Origin of the sequence: Pseudophaeobacter leonis (assembly GCF_002087335.1) — a bacterium.
GTDB lineage: Bacteria > Pseudomonadota > Alphaproteobacteria > Rhodobacterales > Rhodobacteraceae > Pseudophaeobacter > Pseudophaeobacter leonis.
This window is the reverse complement of the sequence record NZ_MWVJ01000060.1, coordinates 83,998-105,550: the sequence shown is the minus strand read 5'-3', so window position 1 is coordinate 105,550 and position 21,553 is coordinate 83,998. Positions and strand designations below refer to the sequence as shown.

Sequence of the window (21,553 nt, the reverse complement as noted above, 5' to 3'; positions counted from 1 at the left end):
TCGAAAACTGGCATCATGGGTGGATCACGTAAGGCGACGGGTTTCACACGATGACAATCACCTTTCGTCTGAACGGTGAAGAGGTTGTGCTCAAGGATCACGATCCTTCGGCCACTCTGCTTGATTTCCTGCGCGAAGAGCGCGGGCTGACAGGAACCAAAGAGGGCTGCAACGAGGGCGATTGTGGCGCCTGCACCGTAATGGTGAGCGACACGGCCGGTGCGAAATCGCTGAATTCCTGCATTTTGTTTCTGCCACAGCTGAATGGAAAATCCGTGCGCACCATTGAGGGTGCTGCTGATACCGATGGCACCCTGCACCCCGTGCAAGAGGCGATGATCACCCATCACGGCAGCCAATGCGGCTTTTGCACGCCGGGTTTTGTGATGTCGATGGTCACCGCACATAAGAACGGCGCCACCGATCACGACGTGCAGCTGGCCGGTAACCTGTGTCGCTGCACCGGCTATGCGCCCATCATTCGCGCCGCCGAGGCCGCCGAAGGCCAGCCCGTCCCACAGTGGATCACCAAAGACGAGCTCTCCATTGCGACAAAAGACAGCAATATGCCGCGCTCCTCGGACGAGCTGGCCGCGCTCTATCAGGCAAAGCCGCAGGCACGTCTGGTGGCGGGCGCCACCGATTTGGGCCTTTGGGTCACCAAGGGGCTGCGCGATCTTGGCGAGATGATTTTTCTGGAGGCCTGCGAGGATCTGAAACAGATCACGATCAGCGACACGCATCTGCGGTTTGGTGCCATGGTGGATATGAACCGCATGCGTGCGGCCATCGCCCCCTATCACCCCTCTTATGCCGAAATGATCCGCCGTTTTGCCAGTCAGCAGGTGCGGGCCGCGGCAACTGTGGGCGGCAATATCGCCAATGGCTCTCCCATCGGGGACAACCCACCGGCGCTGATCGCCCTTGGCGCAAGGCTGCACCTGCGCCAGGGCGACAGCCGCCGTGAGATCGCACTGGAGAACTACTTCATTGAATACGGCAAACAGGACCGCGCTGCGGGCGAGTTTGTCGAGGCCGTGTGCATTCCCCGTCAGGCTGATCGCTTGCGCGTGTACAAGCTGTCAAAACGCTTTGATCAGGACATCTCAGCCGTGCTTGGCGCCTTCAATGTCACTGTGACGGATGGCACAGTCACAGCGGCGCGCATCGCCTTTGGTGGCCTTGCTGGCACGCCGAAACGCGCATCGCACCTGGAGGCCGCTCTTCTGGGCCAGGCCTGGAGCACGGCAAGCGTCACAGCTGCCTGCGCCGCGCTGGGGAGCGACTTTACGCCGCTCAGCGATATGCGCGCCTCGGCAGAGTACCGGCTTGAGGCTGGCCGCAATATGCTGCTGCGGTATTTTGACGATCGCAACGGTGGCAGCCCATCGGTTCTGGAGGTGATGGCATGAGCGTTGCAAAACCCCTGCCCCATGATGCTGCCAAACTGCATGTGACCGGCAAGGCCCGCTATGTCGACGACGTCCCTTTGCCGCGCGACACCCTGCATCTGGCCTTTGGCCTGTCGACGATTGCGAAGGGGCGCATCACAAAAATGGATCTGTCGCAGGTTCACGACAGCCCCGGTGTGGTTGCGGGGCTGTGCGCGGAAGATCTGCCCTTTACCAACGATGTCTCGCCCTCGATCCATGATGAGCCACTGCTGTCTGACGGCACAGTCCACTGTCGGGGCCAGCCGCTGTTTCTGGTGGTGGCGCGCTCGCATCGCGCCGCACGGGTTGCGACCCGCAAAGGGTCAGATCGGCTAGGCCGAAGAGCCCGCGCTGCTGACTCTGGATGCGGCGCTGGCCGCCGATAGCCGCTTTGAAGAAGGTCCCAGGATCTATCAAAAAGGCGACGCCGCCGCAGCCATTGCCGCCGCACCGCACCAGATTGAGGGCACATTCGAGCTGGGCGGCCAGGAGCATTTTTATCTGGAAGGTCAGGCCGCCCTTGCTCTGCCGCAGGAAGATGGCGCCATGCTGGTGAATTCCTCGACCCAGCACCCGACCGAGATCCAGCACAAGGTGGCAGAAGCCATTGGCCTGCCAATGCATTCGGTGCGGGTCGAAATCAGGCGTATGGGCGGAGGTTTTGGCGGTAAAGAAAGCCAGGGCAACGCCCTCGCGGTGGCCTGCGCTGTGGCCGCTCGTCAAACCGGCAGGCCCTGCAAGATGCGCTATGACCGCGATGATGACATGGTGATCACCGGCAAGCGCCATGCCTTTCGGATCAGCTATCGGGCGGGCTATGATGCCACAGGCCGACTGCACGGCGTTGAATTCACCCATCTGGTCAATTGCGGCTGGGCGCAGGATCTGTCGCGGCCGGTGGCAGATCGCGCCATGCTGCACAGCGACAATGCCTATGCGATCCCCTCCATCCGCATCGAGAGCCACCGGCTGAAGACCAATCTGCAAAGCGCCACCGCCTATCGCGGCTTTGGCGGCCCGCAGGGTATGGTCGGGATCGAGAGGCTGATGGATCATATAGCCTATGATCTTGACATCGATCCTGTCGAGTTGCGTCGGCGCAACTACTATACATCACCTGTGAAACCCCAGGATGGGGGCTCTGCCCCCCGGCCTGCGGCCGCCCCCCGAGGTATTTCCGACAAGGTGAAAACAGCCGACAACACCACGCCCTATGGCATGGAGGTCACGGATTTTGAGCTACACGCTCTGACAGATCAACTGCTGGAGAGCGCCGACTACGCTGCCCGCAAGGCCGAGATCGCGGCCTGGAACGCGACGCAGACAAATCTCAAGCGCGGGCTGGCCTTCTCGCCGGTGAAATTTGGCATCTCCTTCACCCTTACCCACCTCAACCAGGCAGGCGCCCTGGTGCATGTCTATCAGGATGGCTCTGTGCATCTGAACCATGGCGGCACCGAGATGGGACAGGGATTGTTCCAAAAGGTGGCTCAGGTTGCCGCCAGCCGATTTGACATCGCGATGGATAAGGGAAAGATCACCGCCACCGATACCGCCAAGGTCCCCAATACATCCGCTACGGCGGCCTCTTCCGGGTCTGACCTGAATGGTATGGCGGTGAAAGCCGCCTGTGACACCATCCGCGACCGCATGGCGGCCCATCTCGCCGAGTGCTACCAGACCACAGCAGAGGCTGTGGTATTTGCCGGTGATCGGGTGCATGTGGCGGGCGAAGAGATCACTTTCGAGGCGGCAGCAAAACAGTGCTATGAGGGGCGCATCAGCCTCTCGGCCACCGGGTTTTACAAAACCCCCAGCCTGAAATGGGACCGGATCAAAGGTCAGGGCAGACCATTTTTCTATTTTGCCTATGGCGCCTCGATCACCGAAGTTGTGGTGGACAGGCTCACCGGCGAAAACCGCATTCTGCGTACCGATATCTTGCATGATGCCGGGGCCTCGCTGAACCCGGATCTGGACATTGGCCAGGTTGAGGGCGGCTATGTGCAGGGCGCAGGCTGGCTGACCACCGAAGAGCTGATCTGGGACAACAAGGGAAGCCTGCGCACCCATGCGCCGTCCACCTACAAGATCCCGGCCTGCTCTGACCGGCCGGATGTGTTCAATGTGGCGCTCTTTGCCGGTGAGAACCGCGAAGACACCATTTACCGCTCGAAAGCGGTGGGTGAGCCGCCTTTCATGCTGGGCATTTCCGCCTGGCTGGCGCTCAGCGATGCGGTGGCACAGTTTGGCGACAGCTATCCTGTGCTGGATGCCCCGGCCACTGCCGAAGAAATCTGGCGCAAGGCCCGGAGGCTGAGCGATGAGTTTGATGATGGGGTTTGATATCGATGATCTGCGGGCCTGCATTGCCCGGCATGGTCGCGTGAGCCGCGTGGTGATTGCTGCCATTCGGGGCTCTTCGCCGCGCGAAGTGGGCGCTGCCATGCTGGTCTGGGACAAGGGCCAAAGCGGCACCATTGGCGGCGGCGCGCTTGAATTTGAGGCCGCAGCGGCGGCGCGGGCGCAACACACGTCACCGCAGCTTAGCACCCATTCGCTGGGGCCGGATCTGGGCCAGTGCTGCGGCGGATCAGTGACACTGCTGCGCGAGACCTATGAGGCGGCGGATCTGGCGCAGCTCGACGCTGATATAATCGCACGCCCCGTCACACAGGAGGCGGCACAGCAGGCGGGCCAGGAAGCGGCGCAGACTGTGCCGCTGGCGCTGCGCCGCATGCAGGCACAGCTGCGCAATCAGGGTCAGCGCCCTGCCCCGCAGCTCATCGAGGGCTGGATGCTGGAGCCGGTACACAAGCCACAGACAGACCTGTGGATCTGGGGCGCAGGCCATGTGGGCCGCGCGCTGATTGATGTACTGTCACCGCTGCCGGATCTGGCCATCACCTGGGTCGATACCGCGCCCGAGCGATTCCCGGCGCATATTGCAGCAGGCGTCACACGACTTCCGGGCGCTGAGCCCGCGCTTTTGCTGCGTCACGCGCCGGTAAATTCACAACATCTGGTACTCACCTATTCCCATGAGCTGGATCTGGCGTTATGCCACGCACTGCTATTGCATGGGTTTTCCTTTGCAGGGCTTATCGGCTCGGCCACCAAATGGGCGCGGTTTCGCAGTCGTCTGACAGCTCTGGGCCATGGCCCGGCCGAGATCGCCCGCATCACCTGCCCCATCGGCACCCCCGAGCTGGGCAAACACCCGCAGATGATTGCGGTCGGCGTGGCGGCTCAGCTACTGGGGCGCGCCGCAACAAAAGAGACAGAGATGAAAGAGGAGCGGCGCGCGTGACTGAGGTACTTTTGAGCCTGAAAGGGCTGACCAAGGCCTATCCCGGCGTGGTGGCCAATGACTCTGTCTCCTTTGACATCGGCACCGGCGAGGTGCATGCGCTTTTGGGCGAGAACGGCGCAGGCAAATCCACCCTGGTGAAAATGATCTACGGGCTGGTGAAACCCGACAGCGGTGAGATGACCCTGCGTGGTGCACCCTATGCTCCGGGCGAGCCGCGTCAGGCCCGCGCCGATGGCATTGCCATGGTGTTCCAGCATTTTTCTCTGTTTGACGCGCTGAATGTGGCGGAAAACATCGCCCTGGGGATGGAAAACCCGCCCAAGCTGCGCGACCTGGCCTCGCGTATTCGCGACGTCTCGGAAACCTACGGGCTGCCGCTGGACCCGTTTCGCACTGTTGGGGATCTCTCGGCAGGCGAACGTCAGCGGGTCGAAATCATCCGCTGCCTGTTGCAGGACCCCAAGCTGCTGATCATGGACGAGCCTACCTCGGTGCTGACACCGCAGGAGGTGGAAATCCTGTTTCTGACCCTGCAAAAGCTGCGCGCCGAGGGCACCTCGATCCTCTATATTTCGCACAAGCTGGAAGAGATCCGCGCCCTCTGTGACCACGCCACTATCCTGCGGCTGGGCAAGAACGTCGGCGAGTGCATCCCAGCCGAGACCTCGGCCAGTGAAATGGCGGAACTGATGGTCGGATCTGCGCTGACCCCGCCGGAACGCGGCGACCGCACATTTGGCGAGGTCGCGCTGGATATCTCGGGCCTCTCTGTGCCCTCGCCCTCGGCCTTTGGCACCGCGCTGCGCAACGTGCATCTGACCGTGCGCCGGGGCGAGATCCTTGGCATTGGCGGTGTGGCCGGGAATGGCCAGGATGAGCTATTGTCGGTGCTGTCAGGTGAGACCCTGACCGAGGCTGACGCGGTCAAACTGGGCAAGGATCCCATTGGCACGCTTGGGCCTGTGGCCCGGCGCGCTCTTGGCGTGCTGGCCGCCCCCGAAGAACGCCTGGGCCATGCGGCCGCGCCCGATATGAGCCTGACGGAAAATGCCATGCTCACCGGGGCGACTCGCGAGGGGCTGGTCAAAAACGGCTTTCTCAAATGGGCTGCGGCGAAGGAGTTTGCCGAACGGGTGATCAACGAATTTGACGTTCGCACGCCGGGTCCGGAAAATGCGGCCCGTTCGCTGTCTGGCGGCAATCTGCAGAAATTCGTCATTGGCCGCGAGGTCTTGCAACGCCCCGACGTGCTGGTGGTGAACCAGCCGACCTGGGGGGTGGACGCCTCGGCGGCGGCTGCCATTCGCCAATCCCTGCTGGATCTGGCAGCAGGCGGTTGCGCGGTAATTTGTATCAGCCAGGATCTCGACGAGCTGATGGAAATCTCCGACAGCTTTGCCGCCCTCAATGAAGGCAGGCTTTCGGCGCCACGCCCTGCAGCGGGCCTCACGGTCGAGGAAATCGGTCTGATGATGGGCGGTGCCCATGGCATGGAGGTGGCGCATGTCTGATCTTTGGCACAACAAAAACACGACGAGAAAACAGGGAGAGGCCGCATGATCCGGCTCGAAAAACGGCCGCAGCCGTCACAGGCCTGGTCACTGGCCACACCGCTGGTGGCGGTGCTGGCAACCATGATTGCAGGCGGTTTGCTTTTTGCTGCCCTTGGCAAGGACCCGGTCGAGGCCATTCGCCCCATCTTTTGGGAGCCGCTGTTTGGCGAGTTCGCCTTTTATTACCGCCCACAGCTGTTGGTCAAAGGCGCGCCGCTGGTGCTGATCGCCATCGGGCTGTCGCTGGGTTTTAAGGCCGGCATCTGGAACATCGGTGCCGAAGGCCAATACATCATGGGCGCGCTGTTTGGCGCCGGGGTTGGCCTTGCCTTTTACCCGCTGGAGGCCTGGTATATCTTTCCGCTGATGGTGATCGCGGGTGGCTTTGGCGGCTGGCTCTGGGCCTCTATTCCGGCCTATCTGAAGACACGCTTTGGCACCAACGAGATCCTGGTATCGCTGATGCTGGTCTATGTGGCCGAGCAGTTTCTTGCCTCTATGTCCTTGGGATTGATGAAAAACCCCGAAGGCTTTGGTTTTCCTGGCTCGCGTAACCTGCAGCAATATGACAGCGCCCATAACGCCGAGCTGATTGCCGGGTCTGGCATGCACTGGGGTGTGGTGGCAGCGCTGATCGCGGTGATCTTTGCCTATGTGCTGCTGAACCGCCACATGGTGGGCTACCATATCCGTCTGACCGGCGAGGCACCGCGCGCGGCGCGTTTTGCCGGCTTCAATCCCACCCGCCTGATCCTGTTCTGCCTTGGCACATCCGGCATGCTCGCCGGTCTTGCCGGCATGTTTGAGGTCTCAGGCCCCTCCGGTCAGGTCTCTATTGATTTCAACGTCGGCTACGGCTTTACCGCCATTATCGTGGCCTTTCTGGGTCGGTTGCATCCCGTGGGGATCTTGCTGGCTGGCGGGCTGATGGCGCTGACATACATTGGCGGCGATATTGCGCAGTCGAACCTGCACCTGCCCTCCTCGGCTATTCAGGTCTTTCAGGGGATGCTGTTGTTCTTCCTGCTGGCCTTTGATCTGCTGACAAATTTCCGCATTTCGCTTGGCAAACCGGAGGTCGCGTGATGGATCTTTCTGCAATTAATCCCGCCCTGCTCATTGCCTCGCTGATGGTTGCAGCCACGCCGCTGCTGTTTGCCGCCATTGGTGAGCTGGTGGTGGAAAAATCCGGGGTGCTGAACCTCGGGGTTGAGGGCATGATGATCGTAGGTGCCGTGGCCGGTTTTGCCACCGCCGTGGAAACCGGATCACCCCTGCTGGGCTTTGTCGCCGCCGCCGGGGCTGGCGCCACGCTTTCAGTACTCTTTGCTATTCTGACGCAATATGCTCAGGCAAATCAGGTGGCCTCGGGGCTGTCGCTGACGCTGTTTGGCCTCGGCATGTCGGCTCTGCTGGGGCAATCCTATGTCGGGGTAAAGCCGCCCCAGATGCAAAAGATCGACCTGCCCGTGCTGAGCGACCTGCCGGTTGTGGGGCCCATCCTGTTTGGCCATGATCCGATGCTTTATCTGGCCATTGCGCTGATTGCCGCCGTCTGGGCCGTGATCAAGTTCTCACGCATCGGGCTGGTACTGCGGGCCGTTGGGGAAAACCACGATGCCGCCCACGCGCTTGGCTACAAGGTGGTGCGCATTCGCATCCTGGCGATTCTGTTTGGTGGTGCCTGCGCCGGGCTTGGCGGCGCCTACATCAGCCTCATTCGGGTGCCGCAATGGACCGAAGGCATGACGGCGGGAATTCGCTGGATTGCGCTTGCATTGGTGGTCTTTGCCAGCTGGAAGCCCTGGCGGGTGCTGCTGGGTGCCTATCTTTTTGGCGGTGTGACCGTTGTTCAGCTTAATCTTCAGGCCGCAGGCGTTGCCATCCCGGTGGAGTATCTGGCAATGTCGCCCTATCTGATCACCATTCTGGTGCTTGTTATCCTGTCGGCCGATAAAAGCAGCGCGCCTGCTGCCTTGGGCCGCAACTTCCACGCTGCGCGCTGAAACATAGCACGTGGCCTACGACTTGTCCGGGGACTGAGTCCTTTGGGCACAATGAAAACGAAACGGGGGATCCCTTTGATGAAACTGACCAATCTTATGACCAGCGCCGCAGTGGCACTGGGCCTTGCCACAGCAGCCCTAGCCGAAGACCCGACAAAGGTCGGCTTTGTCTATGTTGGCCCCGTGGGCGACGGCGGCTGGACCTATGAGCACGACCAGGGCCGCAAAGCGGTTGTGGCCGAATTTGGCGACAAGGTCGAAACCGTCTATGTGGAAAACGTCGCTGAAGGCCCCGATGCCGAGCGCGTGATCACCCAGATGGCGCTGCAGGGTGCGGATCTGATCTTTACCACCTCCTTTGGCTACATGGACCCGACCAACAACGTCGCGGCCAAATTCCCCAAGGTGAAATTTGAGCACGCCACCGGCTACAAACGCAATACAGACAATGTGTCGACCTATTCTGCGCGTTTCTACGAGGGCCGCGCGGTGCAGGGCACCATTGCGGGCCATATGACCGAGAGCAACATCATCGGATACATCGGCTCTTATCCGATCCCCGAAGTTGTCCGCGGCATCAACTCTGCCTATATCCACGCCAAGAAAGTAAACCCCGACGTCGAGTTCAAAATCGTCTGGGCCTTCACTTGGTTTGACCCCGCCAAAGAAGCCGACGCGGCCAAGGTTCTGATCGAACAGGGTGCCGACGTAATTCTGCAGCACACCGATTCCACCGCGCCACAGGCCGCAGCGCAGGCTGCCGGCAACGTGATCACCTTTGGTCAGGCCTCTGACATGGCCGAGTACGGCCCCAAGCCGCGCGTCTCCTCCATCATTGACGACTGGGCCCCCTACTACATCGCCCGCACCAAGGCCGTGATGGACGGCACCTGGACAAGCACTGATACCTGGGACGGCATCGGCGCCGGCATGGTTGGCATCGGTGAGATCTCTGACGCGGTTCCTGCCGAGGTAAAAGCCGAAGCACTGGCAATCAAAGCCTCGCTGGCGGATGGCTCCTACCACGCCTTCACCGGACCAATCAACAAACAGGACGGCTCTGCCTGGCTGGCTGCTGGTGAGACCGCCGATGATGGCACCCTGGCTGGCATGAACTTCTATGTCGAAGGTATCGACGGCGACATCCCGCAGTAAGCGGATAGATCCTGTTACCACCGAAAAGGCCCGCCCCATCAGGCGGGCCTTTTTTATTGCAGCCCCCCCGCAGCCCCCTGCAGGTCCCTGCCCGGTTTTAAAAGTACTGCTTCTTTATGTCTGCTACCGTTTTAGGATGAGCCGAGCTAATTTTAGCCCGCAAAACTGTACCCGGCTACCGTACAATACATCGCACAGGGGGTTTGCCCTCTTGATTTTCTCAGCAGGCGAGACCGAAAAGAAATCGGAAGATAAACCGACCTCGAGCTTGGGTACATAAAGGTCCAGGCGTCAGCACCTTCGCTCTTTTCCCTGAACCAGCAACGTGTCAGGTTGCTGCCATGACACGCATATTGCCCACACCCGACGGAACCCCTGCCAGCCGCTTTGCCTTTGGCACCATGCAGTTCGGAGGCCGCGCTGATGAGGCCCAATCGGCCGAAATGTATGCAGCCTGCCGGGCCGCAGGGATCAACCACTTTGACACCGCCTGGGTCTATACGAGTGGCGACAGCGAAAACATTCTCGGCCGTCTGGTCCAGGACGCGCGCGACAAGCTGCTAATTGCCACCAAGGTCGGCTATACCGGCGGTGCGGGGGCGGAAAATATGCGTGCCCAGCTCGACACCAGCCGGGCGCGGCTTGGTCTGGACCGGGTTGATATCCTCTATCTGCACCGCTTTGATGCGGAGACCGAACTGCGCGAAACGCTTGAGTGTTTTGCCGAATTCAAACAGCAGGGGCTGATCCGCTATGTGGGTCTTTCGAATTTTGCCGCCTGGCAGGTGGTCAAGGCGCAGATGATTGGCGCTGAGTTTGATCTTTCCATTGATATCCTGCAGCCGATGTATTCGCTGGTCAAACGTCAGGCCGAGGTCGAAATCCTGCCTATGTGCGCCGACCAGGATATCGCCATTGCGCCCTATTCCCCCCTTGGGGGCGGATTACTTACCGGAAAATATGCGGCAGATGGCGCAGAAGGTCGGCTCCGCGAGGATGCCCGATACAACAGCCGCTATGGTCAGGCCTGGATGCATGAAGCCGCCAGGAGGTTGAGTGCCCTCGCCGCAGAACATGGCCTGGCGCCTGCGACCCTGGCGGTGGGCTGGGCTGCGGCGCATCTTGCGGCTCCCATGCCGATCATATCCGGACGTACCGCCGAGCAGATCGCGCCCTCCCTTGCGGCGCTGGATGTCCAGATGACACCAGAGCTTTATGATGCTATCGCGGCGCTCAGCCCGCGCCCTGCCCCTGCGACAGACCGGCTCGAAGAACAGGAGATGGGCGCATGAAATGTGATTTTGTTGTCATAGGAGGCGGCATCGCAGGCGCCAGTGCCGCCGCCCGGCTGTTCTGAACTCGGACATGTGGTCCTGCTGGAAATGGAAGAGGCCCTTGGCTACCACGCCTCGGGGCGCTCGGCCGCAATGTTTGAAGAGAACTACGGCCCGCCCGCTGTGGTCGCGCTGAACAAGGCCAGTGCTGCGTATCATCACACGGCAAATGGAGGCTATCTGACGCCACGCGGCCTCATGCTGGTATCGGGCGCCGGACAGGAGCAACAGTTCGCCTCTGATATCAAGGATCTGGACCTCGCGCCGATCACTCTGGCTGAGGCGCTTGATCAGGTTCCCATTCTGAACCCAAAAACCGTCACCCATGCCGGGTTGCATACGGCGGCGCAGGATCTTGATACGGATCGTATGATCCAGGATTTTGCCAAGGTGCTGCGCGCCGCCGGGGGCACAGTTGTGCTGCGTGCCAAAGTCACCCAGATCAGCCAAACCAAGGACGGCTGGCAGGTTCTCGCCGGTGCTGAGACCTATCAAAGCGCGCAGCTGGTGAACGCCGCCGGTGCCTGGGTGGATGAGATTGCTGCTATGGCCGGGATCATGCCCATTGGCATCGCACCGCGCCGCCGCTCAATGGCGCGACTGCCGGCTCCGGGCGGGCATGACGTCACCAAATGGCCAATGCTGATGGGCGTGGGTGAAAGCTGGTATGCCAAACCTGACGCAGGCAAGCTGCTGGTGTCGCCGGCAGATGCCGATCTGGTGACGCCGCATGATGCCTATGCCGATGACATGGTGCTGGCCGAAGGGCTGGCCCGCTATGAGGAAATGGTCACCACACCGGTAACACGGGTTGAGACCAACTGGGCCGGGCTGCGCAGCTTCTCGCCCGATGGTGCACTCGTGCTGGGGCCGGATCCGGACAACAGCGATTTCATCTGGTGCGCCGCGCAGGGCGGCTATGGCTTTCAGACGGCGCCTGCAGCGTCGCGTCTGTTGGCCGATCTGGTTGGCGGACGCCCGTCAGAACTGGATGCCGCAAGCCGCGCCGCCCTCTCGCCTCGGAGGTTGCGCTGATGCCCGTACGCTCCGTTCCCGGCTGCGCCTCGATTGCCAATTCAGTGGCCAGTTCTGCGGCCAGTTCGGCGACCAATGCTGAAGGCGGCAAACTTTTTGCGCCCTCGGCCGAACGCAATCTCGCGGTGCTGTGCGATCTGTTGCAACAGGTTGCGCCCGCTGCGGGCAAGCGCGCTCTGGAACTGGCCAGTGGCACCGGCCAGCATGTGGTCGGCTATGCCGCCTGTCTGCCGGGGTTTTTCTGGCAGCCGACCGAGGCTGACCCGACCCGGCTCCGTAGTATCGACGCCCATGTGGCAGAGACGGACCTTACGAACATTCATCCGGCCAAACCGCTGGACGCTACGGCCGCAGGATGGGGCGCCGCAACAGAGCCTCAGGATCTGATCGTGCTCTCCAATCTCCTGCATCTGATCAGCACCCCTGAGGTACAGTGCCTGCTCTGTGAGGCCGCAAAAGCCCTCAGCCCCACCGGACGGCTGGTGATTTACGGCCCGTTTTCGCGCGGCGGCGAGCTGACCAGCCCCGGCGATGAACAGTTTCACGCCTCGCTGAGGGCGCATGACCCCGCTATCGGCTACAAGGATGATTTTGACGTGCTGGACTGGGCCGGGGACAGCGGGCTAAGCCCGGTCGAGGTCATCGAGATGCCAGCCAATAATCTGGCGCTGGTCTTTGCAAAAAGCCCCCCCTAGGCCCGGCGCATCGCATGACATGGATCAATGCTTTTGGGGCCCGAGCTGCCTACATATTCAAAAAAATTGAACGCTGTTTAAAGGACACCCAATGGACTGGCTCACCAAAATGGACGACACCCGCAAGGGCTTGCGCAACCTCAACAAGGCGATCCCTGATACGGCGCAGGCCTTTGGGGCGCTTGGAAAATCCGTAAAGCAAGGCGGCGTTCTGGAGTTCAAGCACAAAGAGTTTATTGCCCTGGGGATTGCCGTCGCTCTGCGCTGTGAAGACTGCATTGGTCTGCATGTGCAAACCCTGATCAAAGCCGGTGCAACCCGCGAGGAAATCTCTGACGTGCTGGCGATGTCGGTCCAGATGGGCGGCGGCCCGGCCATGATGTATGCTGCCAAGGCCCTGACCTGCTTTGACGAAATGACTGGCGCCTAGCTAATTAGACTGGCGCCTAGCCGCCTATTCTCGCGCCTGCAGATGACAAAAGCCCCGGTGCTGCAACCGGGGCCTTTTTTATGCGCAATGTTTTATGCCTCAGCCGTTTTGGCGAATGGTGGCATTCGTGGGATCATAGGGGCTGTCACAGCTGACAACTGCATCCCATAATCTGTCGAGCAGCTTCACCTTCAGCCTGGTGCCCTCAACCGCCAATTCCGGCGGCACATAGCCCATGCCGATGCTTTTACCAAAGGCCACCGAATAGCCGCCCGAGGTCAGGCGCCCCACACGGGTGGCGCCATCTTCCGTATAGAGCACCTCACGGCCCCAGGGGTCAGCATCCTCAGGGCCATCAATCAGCAGGGTGCAACACTTGAAACGCACGCCGGTCTCGAGCATGGCCTCTTTGCCGTGGAACTCTTTTGACAGATCAATAAAGCGCGGCAGGTCTGCCTCGGCGGGGGTGGCGTCGCGGCCCAGCTCGGTGCCAAAGGCGCGATAGCTTTTCTCCATCCGCCGCCAGGTTTGCGCCCGGGCGCCAACCAGTTTCATGCCGTGTTTTTCACCAGCCTTTTCCAGCAGATCAAACAGGTAGTTCTGCATCTCGATGGGGTGGTGCAGCTCCCAGCCCAGCTCACCGGTGTAGGCCACTCGGATCGCATTGACCGGGCACATGCCCAGCTCGATCTGGCGCGCCGAAAGCCAGGGGAAGCGTTTGTTCGACAGGGCCGTTTCCGGGTCGGCGTCACCGATGACCTCTTTCAGAACATCGCGCGATTTGGGACCGGCGATGGCAAAGACGCCCCATTGCGTGGTGACATCCTGGATCTCGATATAGCCGAACTCTGCCATCTTGTCTTCGGCAGCCTTGCGCAGGAAATCGGCGTCATATTCACTCCAGCCGCCTGCCGAGACCAGATAATAGTTGTTCTCACCGTTGCGCACGATGGTGTATTCGGTGCGGGTGGTGCCCGCAGCCGTCAGCGCATAGGTCAGGTTGATACGGCCCACTTTGGGCAGTTTGTTGCAGGTGAACCAATCCAGAAACTGCGTGGCACCGGGGCCCTTGACCACATGTTTGGTAAAGGCCGTGGCATCTACCAGGCCAACCCCCTCACGGATCGCTTTGGCCTCGTCCACGGCGTATTGCCACCAGCCGCCACGACGGAAGGAGCGCGCGTCATGGTCAAAATGCGCAGGCGCATTCTTGGGGCCATAGTAGTTGGGGCGTTCCCAGCCGTTGACCCAGCCAAATTGCGCGCCGCGCTCTTTTTGCCGGTCAAAGGCAGGTGAGCACCGCAGCGGCCGCGCGGCTGGGCGTTCCTCATCGGGGTGGTGCAGGATGTAGACGTGCTCGTAGCATTCTTCGTTTTTGCGGGCGGCAAATTCAGTCGTCATCCAGCTCTGCGCATACCGCTTGGGGTCCAGGCTCGCCATGTCGATCTCGGCTTCGCCCTCGACCATCATCTGCGCCAGATAGTAGCCGGTGCCACCAGCCGCCGTGATGCCAAACGAAAAGCCCTCGGCCAGCCACATATTGCGCAACCCCGGCGCCGGGCCGACCAGAGGGTTGCCATCGGGAGTGTAGCAGATCGGGCCGTTGAAATCGTCCTTGAGACCGGATTCCGCGCAAGACGGCACCCGCTCTGTCATGGCCATATATTGCTCGGCGATCCGGTCCAGATCCAGCGGGAACAGATCGGCGCGGAAACTGTCGGGCACCCCGTGTTCAAAGCGCGCCGGCGCCCCGTGTTCATAGATACCGAGGATCCAGCCGCCGCGTTCTTCGCGGGCGTAGGATTCAGAGTCGGCATCGCGGACCACAGGATGCTCTGGGTTGCCCGCTTCGCGCCATTTAACCAGTTCCGGGTCTTTGTCCATGACGATAAAGGTATGCTCAACCGGCACTGCAGGCATCTTAATGCCCAGCATTTTAGCAGTGCGCTGCGCGTGGTTGCCCGATGCCGTCACCACATGCTCGGCGGTGATCACCACCTGCTCGTCCGAGGCCACCAGATTGCCGCCCTGCTCGACCATCTTGGTGCAGGTGACTTCCCAATGGCTGCCGGTCCAGTGAAAGGCATCGGCCTGCATCCTGCGCACAATCTCCACCCCGCCGCTGGCGGGCGCCCTTGGCCATGGCCTGGGTCACATCAGCCGGGTTAATGTAGCCGTCCTCGGTGTGATAGATCGCTCCTTTCAGGTCGTCCGTGCGGATCAGCGGCCAGCGCGATTTAATCTCATCCGGGGTGAGCCACTCGTAGCTGACATCACAGGTTTCCGCTGTCGAGGCATAGAGTTTGAACTCGTCCATGCGCGCATCGGTTTGCGCCATGCGCAGGTTGCCAACCACGGCAAAACCGGCGTTAAGCCCCGTCTCGGCCTCAAGGGATTTGTAGAAATCAACCGAGTATTTGTGGATATGGGTGGTCGCATAGGACATGTTGAACAACGGCAAAAGGCCCGCCGCGTGCCAGGTCGAACCAGAGGTCAGCTCATCGCGTTCAACCAGCATGACATCGTCCCAGCCCGCTTTGGCCAGATGATAGGCGATTGAGGTGCCAACGGCGCCGCCGCCGACGACCAATGCTTTGACGTGAGTTTTCATGAGGCCGTTCTCCGGAACAAGTGACTCGGGGTTTGCTGCCTTGGTTATGCCCAAAGCGCAGGAATGCAGGCTAAATCCATCCGACCCAAAAAATGACAAAACCGACCTTTCAGCGAGAGAAAGCTCGTTAGGCAGGTGCAAACAGCCACCACTCGGGCTGAATCCGCGCAAAGCCCAGGCAAAACCCAGGCAAAACCCAGGACCTGCAACACAAAAGGCGGCTCTGGGCCCCCACTGTGGAGTAGGCGCGTCATTGAATGATTTTATCTGATAAAGCTGCGGTCAGCGCGCGCCTATTGGCAGTACAACGCAGTGCCCCGGCGAATGCAGACCGCAGCGGGCGCATCCGGTGATGCAGCCTGCGCCGCTTCGCTCATGTCTTGCGCACTGGTTAGCGGACTGGTCAACGGACCTACGAACGGACGGGCAATGGCGCGCGCGCCCGGATCTGTGAGGGCATCAAGAGCCGCTAATCTAGCGCTGTCTGGCGCCTCATAGCGCTTTTGTACGATGGCGGCATAGGCTTTCATGCTCAACTCACCCGGGGCCAGCCCGGCTTTGTGGCTTTGCATATTGTAGTCAAAGGCCACGACGGCCTGCGTTGAAAAAACAATGATCCCCAATGCTTTGCGCATACCCATCTGACTGCTCCCCCAGTTGCATCCCCAGCTGCCCCCGAGGCTACAGCGGGAACTGGTGCAAAATTGTGGCGGCGCGGCCAGGCTCAGCTTGAGGCCTCACCTTGACCGCGCGCCCTGAGAGAGGACAGGATCTGGTCAGTCAGGATCTAGTCGGTCCGAATCTAGTCGGTCAGGATCTTGCCGGGGTTGAGAATGTTGTCAGGATCGAGTGCGACCTTGATCGCCGCCATATAGCGGGTCGCGGCGCCAAGTTCCTTTTGCAGATAGGGCCGTTTGCCCTGGCCGATGCCGTGTTCACCAGTACAGGTGCCATCCATCGAAATCGCCAGATCATTCAGCCAGCCGATATACTCATCGGCCTTTTGCAGCTCCTCGGCGCTCTCCATGTCAATCAGCAGCAGCGCGTGGAAATTTCCGTCGCCCACATGGCCCACAATCGGCGCGATCAGCCCCATATCTTCGGCCTTTTGCCGCGCGGCCCCAACGCATTCCGCCAGCCGCGAGATCGGCACGCAGACGTCGGTGGAAATCCCCTTGGCACCGGGCCGGATCTGCAGGCTGGCCCAATACATGTCGTGACGCGCCTGCCACAGCTTATTGCGCTCCTCCAGCGAGGAGGTGGCCTCAAAGTCAAAGCCGCCGAATTCTTCGGCAATGGCACCAAAGGTCTCGCTCTGCTCCAGAACAGAGGCATCAGAGCCGTGGAACTCCAGCAGCAACAGCGGCGTTTCCGGCAATGAGAGCTTGGAATAGGAGTTGGCCGCAGCAACGCTCATCTCGTCGAGCAGCTCCATACGGGCCACAGGGATTCCGTATTGAATGGTCATCATCACCGCGCGACAGGCATCATCCACGGTGCGAAAAGAACAGCGCGCCGAGCGGATCGCCTCGGGGATGCCCTGCAGCCGCAGGGTGATTTCGGTGATCAGCCCCAGCGTCCCCTCAGAGCCGACCATCAGCCGGGTGAGATCATAGCCTGCCGAGGATTTCTTGGCGCGCTGGGCTGTGCGGATCACCTCGCCATCGGCCATCACCACCTCAAGCGCCATCACGTTGTCTTTCATGGTGCCGTAGCGCACGGCATTGGTGCCAGAGGCCCGGGTGGCGGCCATGCCACCAAGCGAGGCATTGGCTCCGGGGTCAATCGGGAAGAACATCCCCTGATCACCCAAAAAGGTATTGAGCTGCTCGCGGGTCACGCCGGGCTGCACCACAACATCAAGATCCTCGGCATGGACCGCCAGGATCTGGTCCATCCGCATCATGTCGACACAGATGCCGCCCGCAGGCGCGTTAACATGGCCCTCCAATGAGGTGCCGGTGCCAAAGGGAATAACCGGCACGCCAAACTGCGCGCAGGTTTTGACGATGCTTGCGACCTGAGCCGTTGAGGTGGGAAAGACCACCGCATCGGGGGCCTGATTGGTGATCCAGGTGGTGGTGTGACCATGCTGCTCACGGATCGCCTGACCCGTCTGCAATTGTTCGCCAAACTGCTGCTTCAAAACGCCAATGGCGGCCTCTATTCCAGCCTCATTGCGTGGCAATGCTGTCGCTTGCACCATGATCAGATCCTTTTTCTTCCCTTTACCAGCGCTGAATGCTGTCCCTCATCCGACGTGTTGTCATGACAACACGTGCAGACTTATTGAGTAAAAAAGGGGCGCAGACAAGCAATGTCTCCGCCCCCGGCTTGTTTGGGTGCCCCCCGCTGGCCCAAACCGGTTATTCTCCCAGAGCGATCCCCTCGCGGCGCGGATCTGCGCCGCCTTTCAGGGTCTCACCGATCTCAATCGCATGCAGGCCAGAGTTCAGATCGCGGATTTTGACCTTATAGCCCATATCCACAAGCGCGCCCTCAAGGCCCGCAGCGGCTGTTTCAGCCTCAAGATCATAGGTGCCAAAGCGGTTGACAGCATGCGGCAGGGCCAGTGCCTGTTGGATATTCAGGCCCCAATCGGCCCAGGCCACAATGGCCGTTGCCACATAGCCAATGATCCGGCTGCCGCCGGGCGAGCCGATTGCCAGAACCGGTGCGCCATCGCGCAAAACAATCGTTGGCGCCATAGAGGAGCGCGGCCGCTTGCCCGGCTCCAGCCGGTTGGCAATTGGCACCCCGTCGCGATGACTGCGGAAGGAAAAATCCGTGAGCTCATTGTTCAGCAGAAAACCATTGCTCATCAAGCGTGAGCCAAAGCCGTTTTCAATCGTCGTGGTCATCGACAGCACGTTACCGTATTGGTCGACAATCGACAGATGCGAGGTCGAGGGGAACTCGATCGAGGTGTCATCCGCCCACAGCGGTGGCGGCCCCGCATGATCGAACTCTGGCTTGCCAGCCGCGACCTCTGTCAAAGCCACCTTTCCGGCGAGCAGCGCGCCACGCACGGCCAGATACTCTGCATCCACCAGGCCCTCAGCAGGCACCGGCACAAAATCACTATCCGCCATGTAGCGGCCCCGGTCGGCAAAGGCGAGGCGCGAGGCATCGCCAATCAAACGCCAGGAGTCCGGGTTTTCAGCCCCTAAAGCTGCGAGGTCATATCCCCCCAGCATTCCCAGAATTTGCCCAACCGTCAGGGCGCCAGACGAGGGTGGCCCCATGCCGCAGACCTCAAAGGCGCGGTAGCTGGCACAGCTCGCAGGCCGTTCCTTGACCTGATACAGCGCCAGATCCATCTCGGCCAACACGCCGGGATTGCCCGCAGCCGTGGCAACCGTGCGCACGATATCGGCGGCAATCGGGCCGGTATAAAAGCCCTCGGCGCCCTCGGCGGCCAAAATGCGCAGCACATCTGCATAGGCGGGATTGGTCAGGGTGCGCCCGCGGCCAAAGGCGTGCCATCTGGCAGAAAATACGCAGAGGTTGCGGGGAACCGCGCCAGACGCTCAGCATCGCGTGGACCGAGCTGGCCATGCGGGGCAAAACCGCAAGCCCTCAGCCGCCAGCGAAATTCCCGCCTCAAACAACGAGGCCCAGTTGTGACTGCCCCAGCGGCGGCGTGCCGCCTCCAACAAGGCAGGGTGCCGGGGGTGCCGACAGAGCGGCCGCCGACCACAGCGTCAAAGAATTTCAACGGCTCGCCGTTTTCATCTTGAAACAGTCGTGGCGTTGCCGCCAAAGGCGCGGTTTCGCGCGCGTCCAGCGTGGTCACAGCACCGGATTTGGCGTCATACCAAACTAGGAACGCGCCGCCGCCCAGCCCCGAGGACTGTGGCTCAACCAGGCCCAAAACGCTCTGCACCGCCACCATGGCATCCGCAGCCGTGCCGCCCTGACGCAGGATGCCAGCCCCGGCCTCAACCGCATGCGGGTTTGCCGCGGCAATCATCCAGCTCTGCGCCTCAACGGGCTGCCCCGACTCTTTGGCAGCAAGGGCTGCGGCAACCGCCTCGGAGGTGACAGTGAGAGCGCCCTTACTCGCCCCTTCGGGTGCGACGGCATCCGCAGCCTCCAGCGCGGTGACCGCCGAAGCAGACAAAGCCAGACAGGTCAGCAAAACAGTTCTCATGTAGATCTCCAACACAGCAAAGGGTTGCGGGGCTGGGTCCTTACAACATGGCCGGAACAACCTGATCCGGGGGCCGGTGCCCGTCCTCGAAGGTCTTGATATTCAACAGGACTTTCTCACCCATCTCGATACGACCTTCAAGGGTTGCGGAACCCATATGAGGAAGCAGTACCACATTCGGCAACTCGCGCAACCTTGGATTGATATTCGTTCCCTTCTCGTAGACATCCAGCCCTGCGCCTGCGATCTCATTATTGCGCAGCATCCGGGTCAGGGCATGTTCGTCGATCACCTCACCGCGAGAGGTATTCACCACCACAGCCGAGGGTTTCAGCAGCTTAAGACGGCGGGCATTCAGCAAATGAAAGGTCGACGGCGTCGAGGGACAGTTGACCGAGATCACATCCATCCGCGCCACCATCTGATCAAGGCTCTCCCAATAGGTGGCCTCCAATTGCGCCTCGACCTCGGGGCGCAGGCGACGACGGTTGTTATAATGGATCTGCATGCCAAAGGCACGGGCCCGGCGCGCGACGGCCTGGCCGATCTGTCCCATACCAAGGATGCCCAGACGCCGCCCAGCCAGACGTCCGCCCAGCATCGCGGTTGGTGCCCAGCCCTGCCACTCGCCTTTTTGCATCAATGCCAGACCTTCGGGGATGCGCCGCACCACCGCATGATCAGCGCCATCGCCATATCGGCGGTATCATCGGTCAGAACACCCGGCGTGTTGGACACCAGAATGCCGCGCTGGCGGGCCGTCGCAACATCAATATGATCGACCCCGGCGCCGTAGTTGGCGATCAGCTTCAGCTTCTCACCGGCCTGCCCCAAAAGGGCGGCATCGATACTGTCGGTCACCGTCGGCACCAGCACATCTGCTTCTTTCATCGCGGCAGCCAACTCCTGGCGGCTCATCGGTGTATCATCGCTGCGCAGCCGTACATCAAACAGCTCACTAAGCCGCGTTTCCACTGGCTCTGGCAACCGTCGCGTAACGACAACACTCAGACGTTCTCTTGCCACTTTTGCTCTCCCCTGGCTTTGCAATTCATATGCCTTGGTGGCATGGTGGCGCAGGACGGATGCGGGCACAAGAACCGATCCGCCAGAACCGAAGCAAGTGACGCGGCTTTTTGCCTCTTTCAGGCCAGAGAACCGTGCCGGATTTCGGAAGCAAACGTTAGACAGGCTTAACCGCGAGCAAAAGTGAGCAGGCAGTGAATAGAATATTCTCGGGTTGGCGTGGCCTTGCGGCGACGCTCGGTGTGGTTATAGCCGCCACATCAATGGCTTCGCAGGCCTATGCCAAAGAGCAGCGCGGCGCTGTGACCAATCTCCCTCTGCCGCGGCTATGTCTCGATGAAGGCCTCTGAGGGCAATGTGCGGCGCGGCCCCTCCCTCACCCATCGCATCGACTGGGTTTTCAAACGGCGCGGCATGCCACTGGAGATCACTGCAGAATTCGGCCACTGGCGCCGGGTCCGGGATCAGGATGGCGCGGGAGGCTGGGTGCACTATGCCTTGCTGTCCGGAGCCCGCACGGTGTTGGTGCAGGAAGACATGCTCACCCTGCATGCCCAGCCCGATGACGCCGCACAGGTGACGGCGGCCCTTGAATACGGGGTTGTCGCGCGGCTGGGGGAATGCTCCCAGACATGGTGTGTTGTCTCAGTTGGCGGCTTTAGCGGCTGGGCCCCCAAGGACAAACTTTGGGGTGTGATGCCGGAAGAAATCCGCGACTAGACCCGACTGCGATCAGGCCAAGCAGGCCTTTTCGGTCCTTCCCAGGACCCTTTGAGACAGACCGGTGTCTTGGGCTAATTCAGGCCGCG

11 protein-coding genes and 6 pseudogenes are annotated in these 21,553 nt (G+C 61.0%); 12 read left to right on the top strand and 5 right to left on the bottom strand.

Annotation, left to right across the window (positions count from 1 at the left end; translation table 11 throughout):
* The first annotated feature begins 50 nt into the window (after positions 1-50).
* From xdhA to B4968_RS13900, 11 genes and pseudogenes are all read left to right on the top strand, one after another.
* Positions 51-1,412 (top strand): xanthine dehydrogenase small subunit, encoded by a 1,362-nt coding sequence (gene xdhA, locus B4968_RS13950; RefSeq protein WP_083099889.1) that lies wholly within the window; start codon positions 51-53, stop codon positions 1,410-1,412.
* Positions 1,409-3,779, top strand: a pseudogene (gene xdhB, locus B4968_RS13945) (xanthine dehydrogenase molybdopterin binding subunit). The gene xdhA and the pseudogene xdhB overlap by 4 nt, the downstream one beginning before the upstream one ends.
* Positions 3,769-4,743: a xanthine dehydrogenase accessory protein XdhC gene (xdhC, locus tag B4968_RS13940; protein WP_083100004.1), complete on the top strand. Its 975-nt coding sequence runs from the start codon at positions 3,769-3,771 to the stop codon at positions 4,741-4,743. The pseudogene xdhB and the gene xdhC overlap by 11 nt, the downstream one beginning before the upstream one ends.
* Positions 4,740-6,257 carry an ABC transporter ATP-binding protein gene (locus tag B4968_RS13935; RefSeq protein ID WP_083099886.1) on the top strand — a complete coding sequence of 506 codons (1,518 nt, stop codon included), beginning with the start codon at positions 4,740-4,742 and terminating at the stop codon, positions 6,255-6,257. The genes xdhC and B4968_RS13935 overlap by 4 nt, the downstream gene beginning before the upstream one ends.
* Positions 6,258-6,302: 45 nt before the next feature.
* Positions 6,303-7,385: an ABC transporter permease gene (locus tag B4968_RS13930; protein WP_083099884.1), complete on the top strand. Its 1,083-nt coding sequence runs from the start codon at positions 6,303-6,305 to the stop codon at positions 7,383-7,385.
* Positions 7,385-8,305 (top strand): ABC transporter permease, encoded by a 921-nt coding sequence (locus B4968_RS13925; protein WP_083099881.1) that lies wholly within the window; start codon positions 7,385-7,387, stop codon positions 8,303-8,305. Before B4968_RS13930 ends, B4968_RS13925 begins: the two co-directional genes overlap by 1 nt.
* A 78-nt stretch (positions 8,306-8,383) precedes the next feature.
* Positions 8,384-9,460, top strand: a complete 1,077-nt coding sequence (locus B4968_RS13920) for a BMP family ABC transporter substrate-binding protein (protein ID WP_083099879.1) — start codon at positions 8,384-8,386, stop codon at positions 9,458-9,460.
* A gap of 341 nt (positions 9,461-9,801) precedes the next feature.
* A complete protein-coding gene (locus tag B4968_RS13915; RefSeq protein WP_083099877.1) occupies positions 9,802-10,752 on the top strand; it encodes an aldo/keto reductase in 951 nt (316 codons plus the stop codon).
* Positions 10,749-11,829, top strand: a pseudogene (locus B4968_RS13910) (NAD(P)/FAD-dependent oxidoreductase). Before B4968_RS13915 ends, B4968_RS13910 begins: the two are co-directional and overlap by 4 nt.
* A complete protein-coding gene (locus B4968_RS13905; protein WP_083099874.1) occupies positions 11,829-12,524 on the top strand; it encodes a DUF938 domain-containing protein in 696 nt (231 codons plus the stop codon). Before B4968_RS13910 ends, B4968_RS13905 begins: the two are co-directional and overlap by 1 nt.
* Positions 12,525-12,615: 91 nt before the next feature.
* Complete coding sequence (locus B4968_RS13900) at positions 12,616-12,954, top strand: carboxymuconolactone decarboxylase family protein (protein ID WP_083099871.1); 339 nt, start codon at positions 12,616-12,618, stop codon at positions 12,952-12,954.
* 99 nt (positions 12,955-13,053) lie between these two features.
* On the opposite strand, the pseudogene B4968_RS13895 reads toward B4968_RS13900, so the two are convergent.
* The 5 genes and pseudogenes from B4968_RS13895 to B4968_RS13875 all read right to left on the bottom strand — a co-directional run bounded on the left by B4968_RS13895 (position 13,054) and on the right by B4968_RS13875 (position 20,744).
* A pseudogene (locus B4968_RS13895) lies at positions 13,054-15,565 on the bottom strand (GcvT family protein).
* A gap of 293 nt (positions 15,566-15,858) precedes the next feature.
* Positions 15,859-16,206, bottom strand: coding sequence for a hypothetical protein (locus B4968_RS13890; RefSeq protein WP_083099868.1), 348 nt, complete (start codon positions 16,204-16,206; stop codon positions 15,859-15,861).
* A gap of 161 nt (positions 16,207-16,367) precedes the next feature.
* A complete protein-coding gene (locus B4968_RS13885) occupies positions 16,368-17,771 on the bottom strand; it encodes an FAD-binding oxidoreductase (protein WP_083099865.1) in 1,404 nt (467 codons plus the stop codon).
* Positions 17,772-17,931: 160 nt separating this feature from the next.
* Positions 17,932-19,460 (bottom strand): annotated as a pseudogene (locus B4968_RS13880) (gamma-glutamyltransferase family protein).
* Positions 19,461-19,758: 298 nt separating this feature from the next.
* A pseudogene (locus B4968_RS13875) lies at positions 19,759-20,744 on the bottom strand (2-hydroxyacid dehydrogenase).
* A 263-nt stretch (positions 20,745-21,007) separates the two neighbouring features.
* On the opposite strand from B4968_RS13875, the pseudogene B4968_RS13870 reads away from it, so the two are divergent.
* Positions 21,008-21,464, top strand: a pseudogene (locus B4968_RS13870) (SH3 domain-containing protein).
* Positions 21,465-21,553 lie beyond the last annotated feature (89 nt).

What these genes read in the sequence shown, in the direction of transcription:
- xdhA (WP_083099889.1), top strand. Translation starts at nt 51, where the DNA reads ATGACAATCACCTTTCGTCTGAACGGTGAAGAGGTTGTGCTCAAGGAT.
- xdhC (WP_083100004.1), top strand. Translation starts at nt 3,769, where the DNA reads ATGGGGTTTGATATCGATGATCTGCGGGCCTGCATTGCCCGGCATGGT.
- B4968_RS13930 (WP_083099884.1), top strand. Translation starts at nt 6,303, where the DNA reads ATGATCCGGCTCGAAAAACGGCCGCAGCCGTCACAGGCCTGGTCACTG.
- B4968_RS13925 (WP_083099881.1), top strand. Translation starts at nt 7,385, where the DNA reads ATGGATCTTTCTGCAATTAATCCCGCCCTGCTCATTGCCTCGCTGATG.
- B4968_RS13920 (WP_083099879.1), top strand. Translation starts at nt 8,384, where the DNA reads ATGAAACTGACCAATCTTATGACCAGCGCCGCAGTGGCACTGGGCCTT.
- B4968_RS13915 (WP_083099877.1), top strand. Translation starts at nt 9,802, where the DNA reads ATGACACGCATATTGCCCACACCCGACGGAACCCCTGCCAGCCGCTTT.
- B4968_RS13905 (WP_083099874.1), top strand. Translation starts at nt 11,829, where the DNA reads ATGCCCGTACGCTCCGTTCCCGGCTGCGCCTCGATTGCCAATTCAGTG.
- B4968_RS13900 (WP_083099871.1), top strand. Translation starts at nt 12,616, where the DNA reads ATGGACTGGCTCACCAAAATGGACGACACCCGCAAGGGCTTGCGCAAC.
- B4968_RS13890 (WP_083099868.1), bottom strand. Translation starts at nt 16,206, where the DNA reads ATGGGTATGCGCAAAGCATTGGGGATCATTGTTTTTTCAACGCAGGCC.
- B4968_RS13885 (WP_083099865.1), bottom strand. Translation starts at nt 17,771, where the DNA reads ATGGTGCAAGCGACAGCATTGCCACGCAATGAGGCTGGAATAGAGGCC.